The organism is Halomonas litopenaei (assembly GCF_003045775.1).
Classification (GTDB): Bacteria; Pseudomonadota; Gammaproteobacteria; order Pseudomonadales; family Halomonadaceae; genus Halomonas; species Halomonas litopenaei.
This window is the reverse complement of record NZ_PXNS01000002.1, coordinates 93,699-115,062: the sequence shown is the minus strand read 5'-3', so window position 1 is coordinate 115,062 and position 21,364 is coordinate 93,699. Positions and strand designations below refer to the sequence as shown.

Annotated in this window: 18 protein-coding genes; 5 read left to right on the top strand and 13 right to left on the bottom strand. The window is 64.8% G+C overall.

Annotated elements, in window-relative coordinates; all coding sequences use genetic code 11:
* Nucleotides 1-33: 33 nt before the first annotated feature.
* The 4 genes from C6W88_RS05045 to C6W88_RS05030 all read right to left on the bottom strand — a co-directional run bounded on the left by C6W88_RS05045 (nt 34) and on the right by C6W88_RS05030 (nt 4,018).
* Nucleotides 34-729, bottom strand: a complete 696-nt coding sequence (locus C6W88_RS05045; protein WP_108131721.1) for a FadR/GntR family transcriptional regulator — start codon at nt 727-729, stop codon at nt 34-36.
* A 167-nt stretch (nt 730-896) separates the two neighbouring features.
* Entirely contained in the window at nt 897-2,414 is a 1,518-nt protein-coding gene (locus C6W88_RS05040; protein WP_231498536.1) for a tripartite tricarboxylate transporter permease, read from the bottom strand.
* Complete coding sequence (locus C6W88_RS05035; RefSeq protein ID WP_108131720.1) at nt 2,414-2,884, bottom strand: tripartite tricarboxylate transporter TctB family protein; 471 nt, start codon at nt 2,882-2,884, stop codon at nt 2,414-2,416. Before C6W88_RS05035 ends, C6W88_RS05040 begins: the two co-directional genes overlap by 1 nt.
* Before the next feature lie 168 nt (nt 2,885-3,052).
* The gene (locus C6W88_RS05030) at nt 3,053-4,018 is read right to left on the bottom strand and encodes a Bug family tripartite tricarboxylate transporter substrate binding protein (protein ID WP_108131719.1); all 966 of its coding nucleotides are present in this window, start codon (nt 4,016-4,018) and stop codon (nt 3,053-3,055) included.
* 454 nt (nt 4,019-4,472) lie between these two features.
* Here C6W88_RS05030 and C6W88_RS05025 point away from each other — a divergent pair, with 454 nt between their 5' ends.
* Entirely contained in the window at nt 4,473-5,249 is a 777-nt protein-coding gene (locus tag C6W88_RS05025) for an SDR family NAD(P)-dependent oxidoreductase (RefSeq protein ID WP_045994118.1), read from the top strand.
* 198 nt (nt 5,250-5,447) lie between these two features.
* A complete protein-coding gene (locus tag C6W88_RS05020) occupies nt 5,448-7,028 on the top strand; it encodes an aldehyde dehydrogenase (NADP(+)) (RefSeq protein WP_108131718.1) in 1,581 nt (526 codons plus the stop codon).
* Between the two features lie 589 nt (nt 7,029-7,617).
* On the opposite strand, the gene C6W88_RS05010 is transcribed toward C6W88_RS05020, so the two are convergent.
* The 4 genes from C6W88_RS05010 to C6W88_RS04995 all read right to left on the bottom strand — a co-directional run bounded on the left by C6W88_RS05010 (nt 7,618) and on the right by C6W88_RS04995 (nt 11,743).
* On the bottom strand, nt 7,618-9,147 hold the full coding sequence (locus tag C6W88_RS05010; protein WP_108131717.1) for a tripartite tricarboxylate transporter permease: 1,530 nt from the start codon (nt 9,145-9,147) through the stop codon (nt 7,618-7,620).
* A 62-nt stretch (nt 9,148-9,209) separates the two neighbouring features.
* Entirely contained in the window at nt 9,210-9,737 is a 528-nt protein-coding gene (locus C6W88_RS05005; protein WP_108131716.1) for a tripartite tricarboxylate transporter TctB family protein, read from the bottom strand.
* A 164-nt stretch (nt 9,738-9,901) separates the two neighbouring features.
* Nucleotides 9,902-10,921 carry a Bug family tripartite tricarboxylate transporter substrate binding protein gene (locus C6W88_RS05000; RefSeq protein ID WP_083970552.1) on the bottom strand — a complete coding sequence of 340 codons (1,020 nt, stop codon included), beginning with the start codon at nt 10,919-10,921 and terminating at the stop codon, nt 9,902-9,904.
* 75 nt (nt 10,922-10,996) lie between these two features.
* On the bottom strand, nt 10,997-11,743 hold the full coding sequence (locus C6W88_RS04995; protein ID WP_045994114.1) for a ribonuclease activity regulator RraA: 747 nt from the start codon (nt 11,741-11,743) through the stop codon (nt 10,997-10,999).
* Between the two features lie 394 nt (nt 11,744-12,137).
* Between C6W88_RS04995 and C6W88_RS04990 the strand changes: the two genes are divergently transcribed.
* A complete protein-coding gene (locus C6W88_RS04990; protein WP_108131715.1) occupies nt 12,138-12,902 on the top strand; it encodes an SDR family NAD(P)-dependent oxidoreductase in 765 nt (254 codons plus the stop codon).
* Between the two features lie 246 nt (nt 12,903-13,148).
* Here the strand turns inward: C6W88_RS04990 and C6W88_RS04985 are convergent, their stop codons facing one another.
* The 5 genes from C6W88_RS04985 to C6W88_RS04965 form a co-directional block, all read right to left on the bottom strand.
* On the bottom strand, nt 13,149-14,429 hold the full coding sequence (locus tag C6W88_RS04985; RefSeq protein ID WP_108131714.1) for a TRAP transporter large permease: 1,281 nt from the start codon (nt 14,427-14,429) through the stop codon (nt 13,149-13,151).
* Nucleotides 14,426-15,037 (bottom strand): TRAP transporter small permease, encoded by a 612-nt coding sequence (locus C6W88_RS04980; protein WP_146164636.1) that lies wholly within the window; start codon nt 15,035-15,037, stop codon nt 14,426-14,428. Before C6W88_RS04980 ends, C6W88_RS04985 begins: the two co-directional genes overlap by 4 nt.
* Nucleotides 15,038-15,055: 18 nt before the next feature.
* Nucleotides 15,056-16,030, bottom strand: a complete 975-nt coding sequence (locus C6W88_RS04975) for a sialic acid TRAP transporter substrate-binding protein SiaP (protein WP_231498535.1) — start codon at nt 16,028-16,030, stop codon at nt 15,056-15,058.
* A gap of 83 nt (nt 16,031-16,113) precedes the next feature.
* On the bottom strand, nt 16,114-17,805 hold the full coding sequence (locus tag C6W88_RS04970) for a GMC family oxidoreductase (RefSeq protein ID WP_197037069.1): 1,692 nt from the start codon (nt 17,803-17,805) through the stop codon (nt 16,114-16,116).
* Nucleotides 17,802-18,503, bottom strand: coding sequence for an FCD domain-containing protein (locus C6W88_RS04965; RefSeq protein ID WP_108131711.1), 702 nt, complete (start codon nt 18,501-18,503; stop codon nt 17,802-17,804). The genes C6W88_RS04970 and C6W88_RS04965 overlap by 4 nt, the downstream gene beginning before the upstream one ends.
* A gap of 291 nt (nt 18,504-18,794) precedes the next feature.
* On the opposite strand from C6W88_RS04965, the gene C6W88_RS04960 reads away from it, so the two are divergent.
* Together C6W88_RS04960 and C6W88_RS04955 are read left to right on the top strand one after the other, a co-directional pair.
* Nucleotides 18,795-20,264, top strand: a complete 1,470-nt coding sequence (locus C6W88_RS04960) for an aldehyde dehydrogenase family protein (RefSeq protein ID WP_197037068.1) — start codon at nt 18,795-18,797, stop codon at nt 20,262-20,264.
* 78 nt (nt 20,265-20,342) lie between these two features.
* Entirely contained in the window at nt 20,343-21,356 is a 1,014-nt protein-coding gene (locus C6W88_RS04955; RefSeq protein WP_108131710.1) for an ABC transporter substrate-binding protein, read from the top strand.
* The last annotated feature ends 8 nt before the right edge of the window (nt 21,357-21,364 follow it).

The following is a 21,364-nucleotide window of genomic DNA, read 5'->3' as shown; positions in this document are numbered from 1 at the left end:
CGCGCTCGGGCACGCCAGCACTCCCCCGCACCCCTATTGGCTCCCCTCGAACATGCGATGCCGGGCGTTGTCGATATGGGCGCGCATGGCGGCTTCGGCGCGCTCGCCATCCTTGTCGCTGATCGCCTCGACGATCGCCAGGTGCTCATCCTGGACCAGCTTCAAGCGCTCCTGAGAGGCCATCAATGACAGCCCCCGGGTCAGGTTCATGCCTTCCTTGATGCTCTCGTTGAGCGACTTCAGCACGGTGATGTAGTAGTGGTTGCTGGCCGCCTCGGTGATCGCCAGGTGGAAGCGATAGTCCTCGTCGGTGGCCAGATCGTGGCGGGCGTTGGCCTCATCGATGATGTCGTAGCAGCGACGGATCTGGTCGAGCTGGTCCTGGGTGCGTCGCAACGCCGCCAGGTGCGCCGCCCGCGCCTCGACATTGGTACGAAACTCGAAGCAGCGCTGGATATCGGCGATGCTCGAGATCGGCGCGAACTTGAGCACCGCACTGTCGGGCTGACGGATCACGAAACTGCCGGAGCCCCGCCGGGATACCACCAGCTCGTCTTCCTTGAGGCGCGCCAGGGCATCGCGCAGCACCGGCCGGGACACTTCGTAGCGCTGGCACAGTTGCGCTTCGGTCGGCAGCTTCTTGTTGACCGGATACTGGCCCTCGATGATCGCTTCCAGAATCTTCTCGTAGACCGCCGAAGCCAGTGAAAATTTTTCGTCTTGTGCCATCTTGCCCTGCTCCGGTTCTCTGTTCCCTGGAAGCCGCCTGGCTTGTACCATCAGGCGCCACCTCCCTTTTACCACTGCAAAAGGCGCCCCGCATTGGGCCTTTAGGCCACACAGGGCGCCTCTCGCCTCTTCCTGCCCTATCCGGGCGGATCACCACCGCCTGCGGATCAGGATGCCTCGGTGGTGACTCCGCCGCCCTTGCCGGCCTTGCGGCCCTTCCACACGCCGTTGGCGATGATCAGGGTCCAGGTCAGGATCGCCAGCCCCGCCAGCACCATGGCGATGGGTCGGTCGACGAAGGCCATCAGGTCACCGTCTGACTTGAGGATCGAGCGCATGAAATTGCTCTCGATGATCGGGCCGAGAATAAAGGCCAGAATCAGCGGGCCCAGCGGGAAATCATTCTCCATCAGGAATACGCCGACCAGTCCCAGACCGAGCATCACCCAGACATCGAACATGCTGTTATTGGCGGAGAAGGCCCCCACGATACAAAACATCAGGATCAATGGGTAGAGAACGCCAGTGGGCACGGCCAGCAGCCTGCCGGCGCCCTTGATCGCCATCAGCCCCAGCGGCAGCAGCAACAGGTTGGCCAGCACGAACACCATGAAGATGGCGTTGACCAGAGCCCCCTGCTCGGTGAAGACGTCGGGGCCCGGGGTAATGCCCTTGGTGGTCAGCACGCCGATGATGATGGCGGTGACGGTATCCCCCGGAATGCCGAACACCAGGGCCGGGATATAGGCGCCGGACAGGGCCGCGTTGTTGGCGGCGCTGGCCGAGACCAGCCCTTCCGGATGGCCGGTGCCGTACTTCTGCGGCTCCCGCGACAGCTTGCGGCTGATGGCATAGCTGATCCAGGAGGCGATGTCGGCGCCGGCGCCCGGCAGTGCACCGATCATGGTGCCGAGCAGCCCGCCGCGGGCGACGCCGCCCTTGTAGCGCCAGGTGGTACGGGCCACGCCGTCGAGCAGCTTGCCCTTGGGCGTTTCCACCCTTGAGGCGCGCTGCCCGGCGTTGGGCAGGCTGCGCAGCAGCTCGGTGATGGCGAACAGGCCGATCAGCACCGGCAGCAACGAGATACCCGCGAGCAGGTCATAGCTGCCCATGGTGAAGCGCATCTGGCCGGATACACTGTCCATGCCGATCATCGCCAGCGACAGGCCGATCAGCATCGAGATGGCGCCCTTGAGCGGATCACCGCCGGCGACCAGGATCGCACAGGACAACCCCAGCAGCGCCAGCCAGAAGTACTCGTCGCTGGTGAACTGCAGGGCAAATTCGGCGATCCGCGGGGCAAACAGCGCCAGCACCGCGACCCCGATGATGCCGCCGAGCATCGAACAGGTGACGTTGATACCAAGTGCCAGGCCAAGCTTGCCCTTCTTGCCCATCAGGTAGGCTTCGTCGGCGTAGACCGCCGACGCTGGCGTCCCCGGCATGCGCAGCAAGGCACCGGGAATGTCACCGGCGACGATCGCCATGGCGGTGGCGGAGACGATGGCGGCGATGGCCGGCAGCGGCTCCATGAAAAAGGTCACCGGCACCAGCAAGGCGGTTGCCATGGTGGCGGTGAGACCAGGGATAGCTCCCATGAAGAGTCCGAACAACGAGGCGGCGACAATCACCAAAAGCACCTCGCCGTCGAGCACCATGGCAGCGGCTTGCATCAATTCATTCATCAGTAGAGCACCCGTTCAAGCAGTCCTGCCTCCAGCGGCACGTGCAGAAGCTGTGCGAACAGCATCCAGATCACGGTCGTGGCAATCACCGCGATCAACAGCGCACGCCCCCAACCACGACGGTGATAGGCGCGAAACAACAGCGTCAGAAGCGCCACCGCAACGATCGGAAAACCCAGCAGCGGCGTGAGCACCACGTAGGCGATGACACTGGTGACCACCGCCGCCAGCGCCAGCACAAACGCTCGGCCGGTTACCTTGGAGGTCCACCGCGCCCAGGGCTGGCGTTGGCGCAGGCCCTTGAGCACCAATAGCCCTCCCATCAACAGCAGCAGGGCCCCCACCACCTTGGGGAAGGTGCCGGCGCCATAGACCTGGCGCGGCAGCGGACTCAAGTCCGCGGAAGCGACGATGAGGGCGGCCCCGAGGGCCGCCGCCATGGTTCCCGATACCGCGTCACTGGTACGCATGATGACGATCTCCCGGGCGTTACCGCACCTTTGTCAGTGCGCCGCCGATGCGGCGCTCAATCGGGTGTATTGCAGACTGTGCCAGCCGACCGCTCGATGAGCTTTCTGTCACCGAGCGGTCTGTCACTGGGCTCTCGTTTACTGGGCCTTCAGTTTCTGGACTCTCGGTTACTGGGCCAGGCCAAGCTTGTCGATGATGGAGGCGTTGTTGGCATCCTGTTCGGCCATGAATGCCTCAAAGCCTTCCGGTCCTTCCCACACGGCGCCGAAGCCGCGGCCTTCCATGAACGACTGGAAGTCCTCGGAGTTCCACACCGTCTCGGCGGCGCTCAACAGGCGCTCGGAGATGTCTTCAGGCAGTCCCTCGGGGCCGACCAGGCCACGCCAGGACCCGTGGGACCAGTCATCACCGGTCACCTCGCCGGCCGCCGGGATATCCGGGAAGGCTTCTTCGCGTTCACTGGACAGCACCGCCAGAGTGCGGACGCGATCGGATTCACGCATGGACTCGGTTTCCGGCAGCGACGAGAAGACGATGTCGACACCGCCCGCCGCCAGCTCCTGCAGGCCCGGCGCGGCGCCTTCGCTGGGTACCAGATTGACGGTATTCGGATCGATGCCCTGCTGGTCGAGGAAGCCTGCGAACGACAGGTGGTAGGCAGCACCTGGCGCAGAACCCGATACGGTGTACTCGTTGGGTGACGCGGCCAGGTCGGACAGGGCGTCATCCAGGTTCTGCCAGGGCGACTCTGCGTTGACAGTGAAGGCCGCATAATCGAGGTTGAGCAGCGCGATCGGGGTAAAGTCCTCATAGGACAGGTCGGCGGTGCCGATATGGCGATAGGTCGCGATCTCGGCGGTGCCCAGGCCCAGGGTATAGCCATCGGGACGCGCCATCTTCATCGCCATGTGGCCGACCACACCGGAGCCACCGGTACGGTTGACCACGTTGACCGGCTGCCCCAGCTCTTCCTGCAGACCGGCGGCAAACTGACGACCGACGGCGTCGGTGCCGCCACCGGCGGACCAGGGCACGATCAGGGTGATCGGCTTGGAGGGATAGTCGTCACCGACGGCAACCGTGGAGGTGGCCACCAGCAGGGAGGCGCAAAGCAGGCGTGGGAGCGTTCGCATGAGTTATCTCTCTTGTCGTCGAGCGTCTGGGGATCCGGTCAAGGTCGTGGCGACCCGCCACCGGAAAGAACGCTTGCAAGAGTGCCGCCACGGCGCCAACTAGACAAGTTATTACAACTTATACTTTATGCTAACGGGCCCCGTAGACGAGCCGTCACCGCCACCTGTCGAGAGGAAAAATCGATCGCCGACACCCCGCTAAAACCTTTTATTTACAAAGATTTAACAAAACTCTCAATCGTAAGCACCGAGCTTTCCAAAGTTCTCTTTGACAGCAGCTCCCTGCCCACAAGACCAAAGTACCATGCCCACTTGTTAGTATTTGTTTGAAGTCCATCAAGCGCTAGGCTAAGGTTTATCCCACAATCCCAGGCTGGTCGCGCTGCGCCCTCCTTTCTCCTATCAACATCCATGATGCGGCCTGTTGCAGGCCCGATTCGTTCAGGAGCACTTCATGTTCGCCGATCTCAACGACAAGACCGTCCTTATCACTGGCTCCACCAAGGGCATCGGTCGTGCCGCCGCGGTGGCCTTCGCCCGCCAGGGTGCCATCGTCGGCATCAACAGCAGCCAGAAGGACAGCGCCGCCGAGGAGCTGATCGCCCAGCTGGAGTCCGAGGGTGCGCGCTTCGCCTACTATGAGCGCGACCTGACCAAGAGCGGCGAGTGCGAGACCCTGGTCAACGAATTTGTCGATCAGTTCGGCAGCCTTGACGTGCTGGTGAACAACGCCGGCGGCCTCGGCGTGCGCAAGGGCCTCGAGTCCCTCGAGGACGACGACTTCAACCTGGTGATGGACCTGAACCTGCGCTCGGTGATCATGACCACCCGCTTCGCCATGCCGCACCTGAAGGCCTCCGCCGAGAAGCGCGGCGAGACCGCCAGCGTCATCAGCACCGGTTCTATCGCCGGTCGCGAAGGCGGTGGCCTCGGCGCCTCCCTGTACGGCGGCTCCAAGGCCATGCTGCACAACCTGCATCGCAACTGGGTGAAGGAATTCACCAAGGACAACGTGCGCTTCAACATCGTCGCACCGGGCACCATCGACACCGCCTTCCACGCAGACAAGAGCGCTGAGGTGAAAGAGAAGATCGCCTCCACTATCGCCATGGGCCGCCTTGGCACCTCCGAGGAGGTTGCACCGTCCTTCCTGTTCCTGGCCTCCCACGCTGCCAGCGGCTACATCACCGGCCAGGTGATCGACGTCAACGGCGGCCAGATGTGCCCCTGAGGCATATCGCAGCATCCCGGGCCACCGGCGTGACGGCGCTATCGACGTCTACCCCTTGAGCCCCGAGCGGCCGGACATGCTTCCGGCCGCTTCGCTATCCACTCCCCTACTCGGCGTTCGTGCGCGTCGACCCCGGTTTGGCAGCGGCCGCCCCTTGCCACCTTTCATCATCTTCACTGCGCAATAACAGGAGTCCCCATGACACTCGAAGGTCATCATCTGATCGGCTTCGCCTCGGTGGCCGGTGCCACCGACGGACGCACCATCTCGGCGGTCAACCCCGCCTCCGGCGAGACCCTTGCCCCGGCCTACCCCCTGGCGGGCCAGGCCGAGGTCGAGCGCGCCTGCCAGCTGGCCGAGGACGCCTTCCTGGCCTACCGCCGCCTGCCGCTTGCAGACCGCGCGGCCTTTCTCGAGGCGGCAGCCGACAATATCGATGCCCTCGGCGATACCCTGACCGAGCGCGGCATGGCCGAGACCGGCCTGCCCAGGGCACGTCTTGAAGGCGAGCGTGGCCGCACCTGCGGACAGCTCAGACTGTTCGCCGAGGTCCTGCGCAGCGGTGACTATCTCGACGTGCGCATCGAGGACGCCCTGCCCGAGCGCGCGCCCATGCCACGCCCCTCCCTCGCCCAGCAGCAGGTGCCGCTGGGTCCGGTGGCGGTGTTTGGCGCCAGCAACTTCCCGCTGGCGTTCTCGGTGGCCGGCGGCGATACCGCCGCCGCGCTGGCCGCGGGCTGCCCGGTGATCGTCAAGGCCCACTCCGCCCACCCCGGCACCTCGGAGCTGGTCGGGCGCGCCCTGCAGCAGGCCGCCAAGAGCAGCAACATGCCCGAGGGCGTGTTCTCGCTGCTCTACGGCAGCGGCAGCGAGCTCGGCCAGGCCCTGGTCAAGGACCCGCGCATCCAGGCGGTGGGCTTCACCGGCTCGCGCAACGGCGGCACCGCCCTGCTGCGCACCGCCCAGGCACGCCCCCAGCCGATCCCGGTCTACGCCGAGATGAGCAGCATCAATCCGGTGCTGCTGCTGCCGCAGCACCTGGAAGCCAACGCCGAGGCCCTGGGCGACGCCTTCGTCGCGTCGCTGACCATGGGCGCCGGTCAGTTCTGCACCAACCCGGGGCTGATTCTGGCACTGTCCGGCGCCGCGCTTGAGCGCTTCGTCGAGCAGGCCGGTGCCGCGGTACGCGAAGCCGCCCCACAGCTGATGCTGACCCCCGGCATCCACGCCGCCTACGAGCAGGGAGTCGCCCAACTCGTCGACCAGCCGGGCGTCAGCCTGGTCGCCAAGGGCAAGGCCACCGGCCATCTGGCCTGCCCCTGCCAGCCGCACCTGCTGCGCACCAGCGCCAGTGACTTCATCGGCAACGCCGCTCTGCATGACGAGGTCTTTGGAGCCTGCGCGCTGATCGTCGAGTGCGACTCGGTAGCACAGATGCAGCAGGTGCTGACCGCGCTGGAAGGCCAGCTGACCGCCACGGTCCACCTCGAGGAAGCCGACTACGCGCTGGCCGACCAGTTGCTGCCGCTGCTTGAGCGTCGCGCCGGTCGCATCCTGTTCAACGGCTGGCCCACCGGCGTCGAGGTGTGCCACTCCATGGTCCATGGCGGCCCCTGGCCCTCGACCTCCGACTCGCGCACCACCTCGGTGGGCAGCGCCGCGATCCAGCGCTTCCTGCGTCCGGTGTGCTACCAGGCGATGCCCGAGGCCCTGGCCCCGGACAGCCTCAAGGCCGACAACCCTCTGGGGCTGACCCGCCAGGTGAACGGCAAGCGCTAGCCCAGCGTTCTTTCTTTTTCTCCTTCTCTCCTTCTCTACTTCTCTACAACAGGCGACGCCAGCCCACCGGCGTCCCTGGCGCACCATCAACGAGGCCCTCGCCACCGGCGAGGGCCTTTTTTGATGGTGTCGATCTACTCTCCAGCGGGCCCCGACTTGTCGCGTCTGCCCAGAAATGCCCCCAAGATGCCCCTGAGACACCCCGGAGATGCCTTCAAGGAGCAAGCTCGCCTAGGCTAGGCACATCCTTTACATACAAGAGGCTCGCGACGATGCGCAGAGGCTACGTCTTTCCATCCAACCGTTCCCAGGCGGTACGCCAGCCAGAGGCAGCCGCCTTTGCCGAAGACGCAAATAGAGGCGGTATCGTCTCCACAGCTCAAAGAGGCGCTCGCACTCCTGCCGACAAGACCTGGGACGACTGGTTTGACGCGGAGGGAGCGAGCGAAGACTTCATGGAGGATCGTGGGCAACCAGGCCACTCGCCCGACCCTTCCGCTCGGCATCATGAACAAAAAAAAGCGCCTGACCCGGGCGATATGCCGTCGGACAGGCGCTGAAGTTTCCTGCTCTGGAATCTGTACGGGCCTCAGGTCGTGTTCTGGCTACCCTTCAACTGCACCGGCTTGCGGATCGCCAGGAAGTACACGAACACCCCGGTCAGCACGATGAAGAACAAACTGTCGGGCTGGGTCACGAAGACCGTCAGGTCACCGTTGGACAGGGTCAGGGAACGGCGCAGGTACTCCTCGAGGCCCGGGCCGAGGATAAAGCCGAGCAGCAGCGTTACCACCGGATAGCCGTGCTTTCTCAGGTAGAAGGCCAGTACCCCCATGACCAGCGTCATCATCATCTGGAAGGTCGAGTAGGTGGCCACGTAGCTGCCCACCACCGCCAGCATGGCGATCGAGCCAAACAGCACATCACGGCGAATGCGCACGATGCGGATAAAGTATGGCCCGAGCAGGTACATGGTCAGCGGAATCAGGATCAGCGCGCTGAAAATCAGTGCCGCCAGCATGGGCGCGATCAGCCCAGCCTGGGATTCCATCAGCTGCGGCCCCGGCTGGATGCCGTTGATGACCAGCACACCGAGCACGATGGCGGTGATCGGGTCGCCCGGGGTACCAAAGGTCAACATGGGCACCAGGGCGCCGCCGCAGACCGCGTTGTTGGCGCTTTCCGCCGCCGCGATCCCCTGGGGATTGCCCTTGCCGAAGCTGTCCGGCTCGCGCGAGGTACGCACCGCTTCCACGTAGGCCAGAAAGCCACCCATGGAGCCCCCGGCCCCGGGCAGCGTGCCTACCAGATAGCCGATGGTGGAAGACTTCAGATAGCAGGCCGCGCCGATACGGCGGATCGCCGAACGCGACGGGATGAAGTCGCGGCGACGAATCTTCGCCACTCCCTTGAGCTTATCGCGAATGGCCTGGGCCTTGTCGTTCTCGGCAAGCTGGGTCAACAGCTCACTGATGGCGAAGGTACCGATGATCACCGGCATCAGGTCGATCCCCGCCGCCAGGTCACCCATGCCGAAGCTGAACCGGGCCACCGGCACCATGGCGTCGAGCCCCACGGTGGCAAGCATCAGCCCCAGACAGGCGGCGATAGCCGCACGGCGGACATTGCCCCGCTGGGCGATGACGATGACGATCAGCGCAAACAGGATCAGCGCGCACTTGCCGGTGGTCTGCACCAGCAGCGACAGGTCGGCGATCAAGGGCGCCAGCAGCACCAGCAGTACCGCCCCGAACACGCCGCCGATCATCGAGGCGAAGGAGGCATGGCCCAGCGCCAGAGGCCCTTCGCCGCGCTGCTGCATCGGGTAGCCCTCCAGCGCCGTCATCATCGACGAGGGTGCACCGGGAATATTGATGGTGGTAGCGGTGATGCTGCCGCCACACATGCCGGCCATATAGATGCTGGCACAGGCCATCAGCGCCGTGGTCACGTCCAGGCTGTAGGTCAGCGGCAGCAATAGCGCCAGCGCCAGGGTCGCGGTCAGACCGGGAATCGCCGAGAACACGGTGCCGATCAGAAAGCCGGCCACCACATAGAACAGCACCGTGGGATTGAGCAGCAAACCGAAGCTCGCCAGCACCTGGGTCAGGAAGTCCATGGGTCACCCCCGGCGTGTCGCCCGGCAGCGAGCGCCGAGCGGGTTGCATCAGTCATCATGGCTCACCCCCAGAGTGTCGGTAGACGGACGTTGAAGACCTGGTTGAATAGCACGAAGCCCACCGCGGTAATGGCCAGCGCGATCAGGGCCTTGCTCAACCACTTGTCGAGCCCCGAGAACAACAGCATCACTCCCAGTACATAGACCAGGGTGGACAGCACATAGCCGAGTGTCTGAAACACCAGTACATAGACCAGAGTCGCCAGCATCAGGGTCAGCTCCGGCGAAAGACGACGGCCCCTCGGCCTATCGCCTTCATCGGCCGCGTTGTCCCGATCCAGGGCAGCGGCGCTGCGCACCGAGGACCACCACTGCAGCACGCACAGCACGGTGGCCAGCACACCGATCAGCAACGGAAAGAAGGATGGCGTCAGCTTGCCGGCCTCCAGCGGAGGCCCCATCGCCAGGCCACCGATCAGGTAGCCCAGGGCCAGCAGCGCCAGCACGCCGTGGAAACGGATCGCGCCAGCACTGGAGCCAGGGCCAAGGCCAAGCGCACGCGCCAGCAGAGATGAAGATGAACGAGACATGCGAAACCTCTCTCGGCCCCCAATGGCGGGAGACCGACAACACAGTGTTCGTTGGAAGGGAAGTGAAGCGGGCCGGCAGAGGTGGGAGCTCTACCCGCCCGCTCCAGATGATGGCAGGAGGCGGAAGGTCGCCGTTCGACAGTCAGGCGCTTTCCGCCCGGGGATTACAGGTCCAGCTCATCCATGGCGGCGAAGGTCCGCTCCTGGTAGCTGCCGATCCACTCGTTGACTTCCTCGCTGCCGAGCCAGCCCGGGGTGACACCGATACTGGTGACCCACTGCTGGAACTCGTCGCTCTGGTAAGCCTCGTGGTAGGTCGACTCCAGGGTCTCGATGGCGTCTTCCGGGGTATTGGCCGGCGCCGCCAGCACGATGAAGCTGCCGGTCTCGAGATCCACGTCGAATTCGGAGATCGGCGGCACCTCGGGATAGGCCGGGTTCTGCGAACCGGACAGCTCGACCACGCCAAGGGCGTCACCCGAGGACAGGATTCCGGAGAAGTCCCCCAGGCTCGAGATGGCGGCGTCGATCTCGCCGGACAGCAGCGCCTCGGCCTCGGCGGTGGACGACCCCGGATAGGAGATCACGTTGAAGGTGACCCCGGTGGCCGCCTCCAGGCGACGTACCGCCAGGTAGGGGCCAGAGCCTTGGGGCGCCACACCGATGCGCACCGTGCCGGGATTTTCCCTGGCCGCCTCGATCAGCTCCTCGTAGGAGGTGAAGCCCGACTGCTTGGATACCACGATGGCGTCGGCTTCTTGGGTCACGCGGGCGAACGGCTCGAGCTTGTCCAGCGAGTAGCCGGGCACCATGTTGCCCCGCGGCAGGGTGACGACGCTGTCGTAGGTCAGCACACCGATGGTGTGGCCGTCGGGACGCGCCTTGGCCAACTGCATCAGGCCGGTGGCGGTCACCGCCCCGCCGATATTCTCGACGTAGATCGAGGTCGGCAGCGACTGCTCGGCCAGGTTGCTGATCTTGCGCGAGATGGCATCCGCGCCGCCGCCGGCGGGCCAGGGCACGATCATGCGGATGTCACGCTGGGGGAAGTCGGCCTGGGCCGTCGGCACGGCGACGACCGCGGCCAGCGCCACACCGGCCAGGGTAGCGCCGGTCGCGCCCTTGATCAGGCGCTTGCGCAGGGTCGTGCTGAGGGTGGCGTTGAGGGGAGTGAGAGCAAACATGGCGACTCCTGGAATTATTTTGTGATTGTGTGGGGATAGATGAGGCGGCGCTTGTCTGGCCGCGCGACTCCTGCTTCAGCCGCGAGACTTCTGCTCGCGCAGGTAGGCCTGGTACTCCTCCTGGGCCTGTTCGTTGGGCGGATAAAGACCGATGACCGCCGCGCCGTTGTTGACCTTGTCCAGCACGTAGGCTTCGAAGGCCTCCATGCCACTGGCTTCTTCGGCGATCTCGTCGGCCAGCTCGAGCGGCACCACCATGACGCCGTCGCCGTCGCCGACCAGCACGTCGCCGGGATAGACCGGCACGCCGCCACAGCCGATGGGCTGCTGGATATCCACCGCGTGGTGCTTGGTCAGGTTGGTCGGGGCGCTGGGCTTGGTGCAGAACACCGGCATCGACATGCTCTCGGCGTACTCCGAGTCACGCACACCGGCGTCCGACACAAAGCCCGCACATTCGCGCACCTGCAGGCGGGTCAGCAGAATGCTGCCGGCACTCGCGGCGCTGGCATCCTGACGGCAGTCGGATACCAGTACGCGGCCAGGCGGCACACTTTCCACGGCCAGACGCTGGGGGTGCTCCGGATCACGGAAGGCGGCCACCACGTCCAGGTCCTCGCGGGCCGGGATATAGCGCAGGGTGTAGGCCTGCCCCACCATCTTGACCTGGCTCTTGTTCATGCGACCGACGTTCTGGATATAGGTGTTCTTCAGACCCCGCTTGTGCAGCAGGGTGTGCAGCGACGCCGTCGAAGCCCGCATCAGTCGCTCGCGGGTCAGGTTGGACAGCTCTGCGTGGGGGTAATCGTTGATGATGCTCATGGGCTCCGCCTATCGCTGGCAAACTGGGTTGTTCGTTGACGGAGTCACTATAGGAAGCGCCGGAAGGCTTTTCAAACAACTTTTTACAACTTGGCTTTTATCTTGACCTTTCTACGGCACTCTAGACCACATCGATAACCCGAAACAGTCAATTTAATCGTTACCTTTCAATTATTTGAAAAACAACTTCCACTCAGGATCGATCAATATGCCTACCCCTTAGACATAGGTCTAATAAGAAAGAATTTGTCTTTAGAAGGTACAAGATGTGGTCGAGACGGAGCACTGCCATCCGCACGATGCCCCTCCCCGGCCTTTCCCGCGCCCGGGATGCCCACTAGGCTGATACCCCCCGTTGCTATACATGCCTGTCCGATCACTCAGGAGATTTTCGATGGCTGTACTGACGACCTTTGCACTCGACGGCAAGACCGCCCTGGTGACAGGCGCGAGACGCGGCATCGGCGCGGCCATGGCGCTGGGCCTGGCCGAAGCCGGTACCGACATCATCGCCGTCAGCGCCAACATGGCCGCCGACGGCGGCGACCTGGGCGAGCGAGTTCGCGCCCTGGGGCGAGACTGCACAGGGATCGCCTGCGACCTGTCGGACCGCAGCGCGCTGATGGCGATGGTCGAGCAGCTTGCCGACCGGCGTATCGATATCCTGGTCAACAACGCCGGCACCATCGAACGCGCCCCCGCCACCGAGCACACCGATGCGCTGTGGGACAGGGTCATCGACGTCAATCTGAGCGCCCCCTTCATGCTGACCCGGGAGATCGGCAGGCAGATGGTCGCGCGAGGCAGCGGCAAGGTGATCTTCACCGCCTCGCTGCTGTCGTTTCAGGGCGGCATCACCGTGCCCGGCTACGCCGCCAGCAAGGGCGGCATCGCCCAGTTGACCAAGGCCTTCGCCAACGAATGGGCGGCCCACGGGGTCAACGTCAACGCCATCGCTCCGGGTTACATCGCCACCGACAACACCCAGGCACTGCGCGACGATCCCGAGCGTTCCCGCGATATCCTCGCGCGCATCCCCGCCGGTCGCTGGGGGGACGCCGCTGACTTCAAGGGACCGGTGGTGTTTCTGGCCTCCAGCGCCTCGGACTATATGCACGGCAGCGTGATGACCGTGGACGGCGGCTGGATGGGGCGATAGGCAGGAGGACGCACCATCGCGCCCTCCTACGCAAACGCCCCCGACGAAGACGTCGGGGGCGTTGGTTGTCAGGGGCGCAACGTGTCCCCTTGCCTGCTCGATGCTAGGGCTTGTCTGAAAAGTGCCTGCGCTCGGTAATACGGCGTTAAAAATCGGATCAAAATGCTCATTTACACCCCGTAAACTGCGCTTACTCACCGATTTTTGCCTTGTCTAACCTTCGCTCGTCGACTTTTCGGACAGCGCCTAGCGATAGATCAAGGTCGGCAGCCACAGCGAGATGGAGGGCACGAAGGTGACCAGCATCAACACGATCAACAGCGGGATCAGGAACGGCAGGGTCGCCGAGGCGCAGCGTTCGAAGGGCACCTTGGACACCTGCGAGAGCACGTAGAGCACCAGTCCCACCGGTGGCGTCAGCAGGCCAATCATCAGGTTCAGCACCATGACGATACCGAACTGCACCGGGTCGACGCCCAGATTGACCGCGATCGGCAGCAGGATCGGCACCAGGATGGTGATCGCCGCGATGGTTTCCATGAAGCAGCCCACCACGAACAGGATCAGCGTCATCAACAGCAGGATGATGGTGGGGTTGGAGGTAACCGCCAGCATCCAGTTGGCGAAGTTCTCGGCCACATGATGACTGGTCAGCAGCCAGGAGAAGATCGACGAGGCGGCGATGATCATCATGATGATCCCGGTGGTCTCGATGGTCTCCATGGTGACCGCCAGCAGCCTCTTGAAGGTCAGGGTGCGATAGACCACCGCCCCCAGCAGCATGGCGTAGATCACCGCGGCGATGGCGGCCTCGGTCGCGGTGAAGATGCCAAGCACGATGCCGCCGACGATGATCACCGGGGTCAGCAGCGATAGAAAGGCACGACGGAAGGTCAAGGCGATCCAGCCCAGGGCGAAGCCGACGTCACGCGGATACTGATAACGCACCGCGTACCAGGCCACCATCAGCATCAGCGAAAGCGCCATCAACAGTCCCGGGACCAGGCCGGCGGCGAACAGCTGACCGATCGAGGCCGAGGCCATCACGCCGTAGATGACCAGCGGCAGGCTAGGCGGAATGATCGGCCCGATGGTGGACGAGGCAGCGGTGATGCCCACCGAAAAGCCCGGATCATAGCCCGCCCGGCGCATCGCCTTGATCTCGATCGCGCCGAGCCCACCGGCGTCGGCCACCGCGGCACCGGACATGCCGGCAAAGATGACCGAGGCGCCGACGTTGACGTGGCCGAGCCCCCCGGGCATCCAGCCCACCAGGGCCCTGGCGAAGTCGAAGATACGACTGGTGATGCCGGCGGAGTTCATCAGCGCACCGGCCAGGACAAAGAAGGGAATCGACAGCAGCGGGAAGCTGTCCATGCCGCCGACCATACGGTGCAGCACGATAAAGTCGGGGACGCTGCCATCCACCAGGATCGCCGCCAGCGACGAGGCGCCAAGCGCCACCATCACCGGGAAGCCCATCACCAGCATCAGCAGCAGGCCGCCGAACAGGACCAGTAGCGTCATGATGCCTCCTCGCCGGTGGTCTCAGCTCGCTGCGCCGCCAGCCACTGTTTCGGACCGCTCGCCCGCACCAGCTGCCAGGCCTGACGCAGCGCCATGATGGCGATGCTCAACAGCACCACGCTGTAGAGTGTGTCCATGCCGACCGCCATCGAGGTCATCTTCTGTGCACTCATCAGCGGCAGGATCTTCCAGGTGACCCACCCCAGCAGCACGAAATAGACGAGCTGGCCCAGGTCGACCAGCCAGATCATCGCCGCCGAGGCACGCAGGGGAAGGTAGCGATACAGCAGTTCGAGGCGGATGTGGCTGCGCTTGCGCACCCCCACGGTCGCCGCCAGAAAGCCGACGCAGATCAGCAGATAGCGGGCGACCTCCTCGGTCCAGCCCAGCGGCGAGCCAAGCACGTAGCGGCTGAAGAACTGGGCGAACACCACCGCTGCCATGGTCCAGAAGACCACCAGGGTGAGCGCGTCCTCAAGCCCGATGTCGCGCCAGGCGAAGGTCGGGCCGTCGTCGTCAAAGTCGATATCCGGGCCTTGCGGCCCCTCACGGGCATCCTCCCGGGATGCCCGTGCGGAGCCCATAGCCTCGCTGTCAGTGTGGTTCATAATGTTATTCCCGAGGCGTTACAGCGCCTGCAAGCGATCGAATTGTTCCTGGGTCCAGGTCGCCTCGTCGCCGTTGAGCACCGGCAACGTCTTCTCGCGGAAGGCCTCACGCTCTACCTCCAGCACCTCCACGCCCTGCTCCTTGAACCAGTCGATGGAAGCCAGCTCCTGCTCGCGCACATCGTCGGAGACCTTCCTGGCCACCTCGCCGAGCACCTCGCGGAAGATCTGCTGATCCTCCTCGGACAGGCCGTTGAAGAAGGGACCGCCGGCAACGATCAGGTTGGAGCCGGTCACGTGGCCGGTCAGGTTGATGTAGTCCTGGACCTCGTAGAATTTCTTGGCGCGGATGGTCGGCAAGGGGTTCTCCTGGGCGTCCACCACCCCCTGCTGCAGGGCCAGATAGACCTCGGAGAAGGCCACCGGTGTCGGCTGGGCGCCGACCGCACGGGGGAACAGGCTGTAGATCGGCGCATTGGGCACCCGAATCTTGAGGCCTTCCATGTCTGCGGGCTCGACGATGGGGGTATTGGAGGTCACGTGGCGCTGGCCGTAGTAGCAGTCACCCAGGATCACGTTGCCGCCGGAGGCATCACGGTAGCCGTCGGCGAATTCCGCGAACAGCTCGCTGTCGGCGTAGGCCTTCCAGTGCTCGTAGTCACGGAACACGAAGGGGGCGTCGGACAGCGCCAGCGGCCCGTAGGTCTGGGCGGCGAAGCTCTGGCCGGTGTAGATGATGTCAACGGTGCCGAGCACCAGCCCCTGGTTGATCTCGACCTCCTTGCCCAGGGTCGAGGCGGGGAAGACCTCCACTTCGTAGCGACCGTCGGTGCGCTCGGCGATCTGCTCGGCGCCCCACTCGGCCCAGTGATGGTAGGCCTCGGAGGGTTCGTACACATGGGCCCACTGGACGGTGTCGGCAGCCTGGGCAGCACTGGCTGCGGCGGCGAGACCTACGCTCAGGGTCAGCGGCAGAAGAGTCAGGCGTGTCATCGGATGCTCCTTTTTCATTGTTGCTATTGGTTGCTGTCGGTTGCTGTCGGTTGCTGTCGGTGCTTGAAAATCCGTTCAGTAGATCAATGCATCGCCGCCCCGGTGGCCTTCGCCTCGGGCGCTGCAGCGTCGCGCCGGGCGTCCTGGCCCAGGCCGGCATCCTCGCCGATAAAGTCGGCGCAGCGGCTGCCCAGCATCATCGCCGGGGCGGTGGTGTTGCCGGCGGGTATATCGGGTACCGCGGACATGTCGCAGACCCTCAGCCCGCGCACCCCACGGACCCGCAGTCGTGCGTCGAGCACCGCCATGGGGTCGTCATCGGCACCCATGGCCGCAGTACCGGCCGGGTGGTAGTTGGTCTTGACGAAGCGTCGGCAGTGTTCGAGCAGCTCATCGTCGCTGGCGCCGCTTCCGGCGAAGGGCAAGGCCACACCGTGCAGGTTTTCCTTGAGCGGTGACTGTTCGAAGGCGCGCAGAAAGAACTTCTGCCCTTCCACCATCGCCTGCATATCGTCGGGATGGCCGAGCAGGTTGGGCGACACCCGCGGCATGTCGCCGGGGTCGGCCGAGCGCAGAAGAACGCTGCCTCTGGCCTTGGGCTTGACCACCACGGTGGTCACCGTCAGGCCGTAGTCGTCCTTGAGCGCGTCCCGGGTATCCCGGTCCAGGTAGACGATGGGTACGCAGAAGGCCTGGATGGTCGGTGCCGCCTGAGGATCGACGGGGTTGACGAAGGCGCCCGCCTCGACCCCGGCCGAGGTCACCGGGCCACTGCCGAACAGCTTGAACTGGAGCCCGTTGGCCAACATCCGCCAGCCGACGCCCTGGCGATAGTAGCCACACGGGGTCCTGGCGTAGGCGGTGATCGGCACCTCGGGGTGGTCGATCAGGTTCTGCCCCACCCCCGGCAGGTCCGCCTTCACCGCAATGCCGTGCTGCGCCAATTGCTCGGCCGGCCCGATACCCGAGAGCATCAGAAGCTTCGGGGTCACCAGCGCACCCGCCGCCAGGATCACCTCGCCCTGCGCGCGCACCCGGTGCACCTTGCCCTTGCGGTCGCGGTACTCGACGCCCACGGCACGTCCGTCTTCGACCAGCACCTGCTGGACCTCACAGTCGAGCGCGACCTCGAGCCCCGGGTGCTCGCGCAGCGGCTCTACGTAGGCGTAGGCGGCAGAGCAGCGCTTGCCCGCCCGATTCATGAACTGATAGAAGCCGACCCCGGTCTGACGCTCGCCATTGAAGTCGCCGTTGTAGGGCAGCCCCGCCGCCTGGGCGGCCTGGATAAACCAGCGCGAGGCCACATCCACATGACCGGGATCAGAGACCTTGAGTGGCCCGCCGCGCCCATGGTGTTCATTGACCAGACGGTCGTTGTCCTCCATCCGGCGAAAGTGCTCGAGCACCCCTTGCCAGGACCAGTCGGCCCTCGCCGCGTTGCCGGCGAGTCGCCGATCCCAGTCGTCGTAGTCCTCGGGCCGCCCGCGCATGTAGACCTGGGCATTGACCGAGGTGCCGCCGCCGAGCACGTGACCCTGGGGAATGTCATGGACCCGTCCCCCCAGATGAGCCTGCGGCTCGGTCTGGTGATAGCGCATGAACTTCGAGCCATTGATCATCTTGAAGATGCCCGGGGGCATGTCGAGCAGCGGGTGGTGGTGGGACGAGCCCGCCTCCAGCAGCAGCACCCTGGCACCCTGCTCGCGCACCAGGCGGGCGGCTACCACGCACCCGGCGGCCCCGCCCCCGACAACAATATGATCGACGTCGCTCACTCGTTCTCTCCTGCAAAGAAGGTGCTGCGCACAAACTCCCATGAGGCCTCGAGGTGATCGACCAGGGCGCGCTCCGCCGCGTCGGGATCACGCATCAGGATGGCCTCGTAGATCGCCTGGTGGGCCAGGAAGTTGTCGTGATTGCGCTGCTCGCTGCGTGGCATCCGGCTCCACTGGGGCGCCAGCCACTCGACAAAGCCTGCGTGAATGGCCGGATAGGCCGGGTTGCCCGAGATGGTGTAAAGCACCCGGTGAAAGGCCACATCGGTGGCGTAGAAGCGCTCGGAATCGCAGATCGCCGCCTGGTTGTCGTCCAGCGCATCCTTCAGCCGCTTGAGGTCGTCCTTGCCCGCCCCGGTGGCGGCGTCCCGCACCAGCACCCGCTCGAACAACACCCGCACCTGGTAGAGGTCATGTACGCCCCGGGAGTTATCGAGCAGGTGCTTGATCACCCCTCCCGCCGCCTGCATCGCCGAACTCGCATCCGGGCGACAGACGATCGGGCGATAGCGCGGACGACTCTTCAAGAATCCCTTGGCGGTGAGCGCGGTGATCGCCTCGCGAATCACGGTGCGACTGGCGCCGTACTGCTCCATCAGCGCCCGCTCAGCGGGCAACGGACGTCCTTCCTCCAGCTCGCCGGCAACGATGGAGCGCTCAATATCCAGAGTGATCGAGTCCGCACTGCGTCCGCTCATACAACACCTCGTTTATCGTCGTACCAAACTAATCATTAAATTCTCGCCCAACAACTACAACCAATGGCTAATATCGCCATAACAACCAACCAAATTGTTATTTTTCATAAACTTGAAGAAAATATAGACAATGGTCGTAGCACCTTACGCTTGCCAGCCACCTCGACCACCAACAGTATATGGTCGTACCAAACGTCATTTCAGCGTTATCCAACAGACGTTCTGACCACCCCAACGTTGTTCTGGCGTTACCCAATCATCGTTCTGGCCTTACCCAACAGAGGACGCCCCATGGATTTCCAACAGTTCGGTGCCACCCCCCTGGAAGGCCGCATGTGGGTCGACGGTAGCTGGTTTGAGCATGCCGGCTCCCACGCCATCGAGGTGGACAACCCGGCCAGCGAGGCGCTGCTTGGCCAGGTCCCCGCCGGTGACGCCGCCGCCGTGGACGCCGCCGTCGCCGCGGCCACCAGGGCTCAGTCCGACTGGGCCAGGCGACCGGCCAACGAGCGTGGCAAGCTGCTGACCCGCTGGGCCGAGGAGATCGATCGCCATCTCGAACCCTTCGCCCGGCTGATTGCCCTGGAGCAGGGCAAACCCCTGTCCCAGGCTCGCGGCGAGGTCGGCGCCTGCAGCGAATTTCTGCGCTACAGCGCCCAGTGGGCCAGACGCATCGAAGGCGACATTCTGCCCTCGGACAATCGCCACGAGGAAATTCAGATTCGCTCGCTGCCGCTCGGGGTGGTCGCCGGACTGACCGCCTGGAACTATCCGGCGGCCCTGGCCACGCGCAAGGCCGGCCCCGCCCTGGTGGCGGGCAACACCTTTATCCTGCTCGGTCACGAGATCACCCCCTTCGCCGGACTTTATCTGGCGGCGCTGTCCGAGCGCGCCGGGTTTCCGCCCGGCGTCTTCAACGTGGTGACCGGCCAGGGCCCGGTGGTGGGCCAGGCGCTGGTGGAGCATCCCGACACCGATCTGATCACCATGACCGGCAGCACCCGGGCGGGGCGCCAGATCTTTCGCAGCGCCGCAGAGGAACTCAAGATCGTGCGGCTGGAGCTCGGCGGCAAGGCGCCCTTCATCGTGATGGAAGACGCCGACGTCGACGCCGCGGTGAAGGCCGCCGTCACCGCGCGCTATACCAACTGCGGCCAGATCTGCACCTGCAGCGAGCGCATCTACCTGCATCGCCAGATCGCCGACGAGTTCATCGACAAGTTCATCGCCGCCTCGCGCGCACTGAGCATCGGCAATCCGCTGGATGACCCCGACATGGGCCCCAAGGTCAGCCGTGGCGAACGCGACAAGGTCGCCGCCATGGTCCAGCGCGGTATCGCCCAGGGCGACCGCGTGCTGCTCGAAGGCGGCCCGCTCGACTCAGGCGACTACGCCAAGGGCTACTGGATCGCCCCGACCATCGTCGAGACCCGGGACAATCGCTCGCCGCTGATCGACGACGAGGTGTTCGGACCGGTGGTGCCGATCCAGCGAGTCGACGACTTCGAGCAGGCCCTGGCCTTCGCCAACGACACCTCCTACGGCCTTTCGGCCTATGTCTTCACCCGCGACCTCAAGCGGCTGATGCGGCTGCCCTCGGAGCTGCGCTTCGGCGAGATCTACTTCAATCGCGCCAACGGCGAGCAGGTCCACGCCTATCACTCGGGCTGGGGCCACTCCGGCGTCGGCGGCGAGGACGGCAAGTACGGTTTTTCCGCCTACTTCAAGAAGCAGACGATGTACGTCAACTGGGGCGATTGAACGCCCCCTCCCTGCAGCACGGAGCACTGCCGACGCGGTGCTCTTTTGACAACAAGCACAATAGCCCAGGAGAACACGATGCCTTCGACCCACCACTCCCCGACTGCCCGTCACCCCCGCGCCCGCCGCCTGGCGGGGCTTGCCACCGCCGCCCTGCTGGGACTTTCCGCCATGCCCGGCTGGGCCCAGCAGTTGCCGCCGCTGGAACAGAAGGACAGCTACCGGGTGGGCTTCGCCCAGATGGAAAGCAACAACCCCTGGCGCATCGCCGAGACCCAGTCGTTTCGTGATATCGCCCCCGAGTGCAACTGGCAGCTGACGGTGACCGACGCGGCCGGTTCCGCCGCCAAGCAGGTCGCCGACGTGGACAGCATGATCGCCCAGGGCGTCGATGCGATCTTCCTGCCCCCGCGCGAGGAAAAGGCGCTGATCCCGGCGGTGATGAAGGCCCGTGCGGCAGGCATCCCGGTGTTCCTGGTCGACCGTATCGTCGATGACGAGGTCGCCAAGGCCGGTGAGCACTATGTCAGCTTCCTCGGCTCCGACTTCATCGAGCAGGGGCGCATCGCCGCCCAGTGGCTGGTCGACAACTTCGAAGGCGAACAGGCCCACATCATCGAGCTCGAGGGCACCACCGGCGCCTCCTCGGCCAATGACCGCAAGGAAGGCTTCGATGCGGTCATCGCCGAACAGGACAACATGGAGATCATCGCCTCCCAGTCCGGCGACTTCGCCCGCGATACCGGCCGTCAGGTGATGGAGACGCTGCTCCAGGCCCATCCTGAGGTCAACGTGGTCTACGCCCACAACGACGAGATGATCATCGGTGCCATCCAGGCGCTGGAACTGGCCGGACGCACCCCAGGCGAGGACGTGCTGCTGGTCTCCATCGACGGCACTCGCGACGCCCTGCAGGCGATCCTCGACGGCAAGCTCGGGGTCAGCGTCGAGTCGTCGCCGCGCTTTGGTCCGATGGCCTGCGACGTGCTCAACCGCTACGCCGCCGGCGAGACCATCGAGCCATGGGTGCGCGTCGAGGACCGTGTCTTCACCCAAGACAACGCCGCCGAGCATATCGACGACGCCTATTGAGCCACGCC

Coding starts and splice junctions, on each gene's coding strand:
- C6W88_RS05045 (WP_108131721.1), bottom strand. CDS start 729: ATGGCACAAGACGAAAAATTTTCACTGGCTTCGGCGGTCTACGAGAAG.
- C6W88_RS05040 (WP_231498536.1), bottom strand. CDS start 2,414: ATGAATGAATTGATGCAAGCCGCTGCCATGGTGCTCGACGGCGAGGTG.
- C6W88_RS05035 (WP_108131720.1), bottom strand. CDS start 2,884: ATGCGTACCAGTGACGCGGTATCGGGAACCATGGCGGCGGCCCTCGGG.
- C6W88_RS05030 (WP_108131719.1), bottom strand. CDS start 4,018: ATGCGAACGCTCCCACGCCTGCTTTGCGCCTCCCTGCTGGTGGCCACC.
- C6W88_RS05025 (WP_045994118.1), top strand. CDS start 4,473: ATGTTCGCCGATCTCAACGACAAGACCGTCCTTATCACTGGCTCCACC.
- C6W88_RS05020 (WP_108131718.1), top strand. CDS start 5,448: ATGACACTCGAAGGTCATCATCTGATCGGCTTCGCCTCGGTGGCCGGT.
- C6W88_RS05010 (WP_108131717.1), bottom strand. CDS start 9,147: ATGGACTTCCTGACCCAGGTGCTGGCGAGCTTCGGTTTGCTGCTCAAT.
- C6W88_RS05005 (WP_108131716.1), bottom strand. CDS start 9,737: ATGTCTCGTTCATCTTCATCTCTGCTGGCGCGTGCGCTTGGCCTTGGC.
- C6W88_RS05000 (WP_083970552.1), bottom strand. CDS start 10,921: ATGTTTGCTCTCACTCCCCTCAACGCCACCCTCAGCACGACCCTGCGC.
- C6W88_RS04995 (WP_045994114.1), bottom strand. CDS start 11,743: ATGAGCATCATCAACGATTACCCCCACGCAGAGCTGTCCAACCTGACC.
- C6W88_RS04990 (WP_108131715.1), top strand. CDS start 12,138: ATGGCTGTACTGACGACCTTTGCACTCGACGGCAAGACCGCCCTGGTG.
- C6W88_RS04985 (WP_108131714.1), bottom strand. CDS start 14,429: ATGACGCTACTGGTCCTGTTCGGCGGCCTGCTGCTGATGCTGGTGATG.
- C6W88_RS04980 (WP_146164636.1), bottom strand. CDS start 15,037: ATGAACCACACTGACAGCGAGGCTATGGGCTCCGCACGGGCATCCCGG.
- C6W88_RS04975 (WP_231498535.1), bottom strand. CDS start 16,030: ATGACACGCCTGACTCTTCTGCCGCTGACCCTGAGCGTAGGTCTCGCC.
- C6W88_RS04965 (WP_108131711.1), bottom strand. CDS start 18,503: ATGAGCGGACGCAGTGCGGACTCGATCACTCTGGATATTGAGCGCTCC.
- C6W88_RS04960 (WP_197037068.1), top strand. CDS start 18,795: ATGGATTTCCAACAGTTCGGTGCCACCCCCCTGGAAGGCCGCATGTGG.
- C6W88_RS04955 (WP_108131710.1), top strand. CDS start 20,343: ATGCCTTCGACCCACCACTCCCCGACTGCCCGTCACCCCCGCGCCCGC.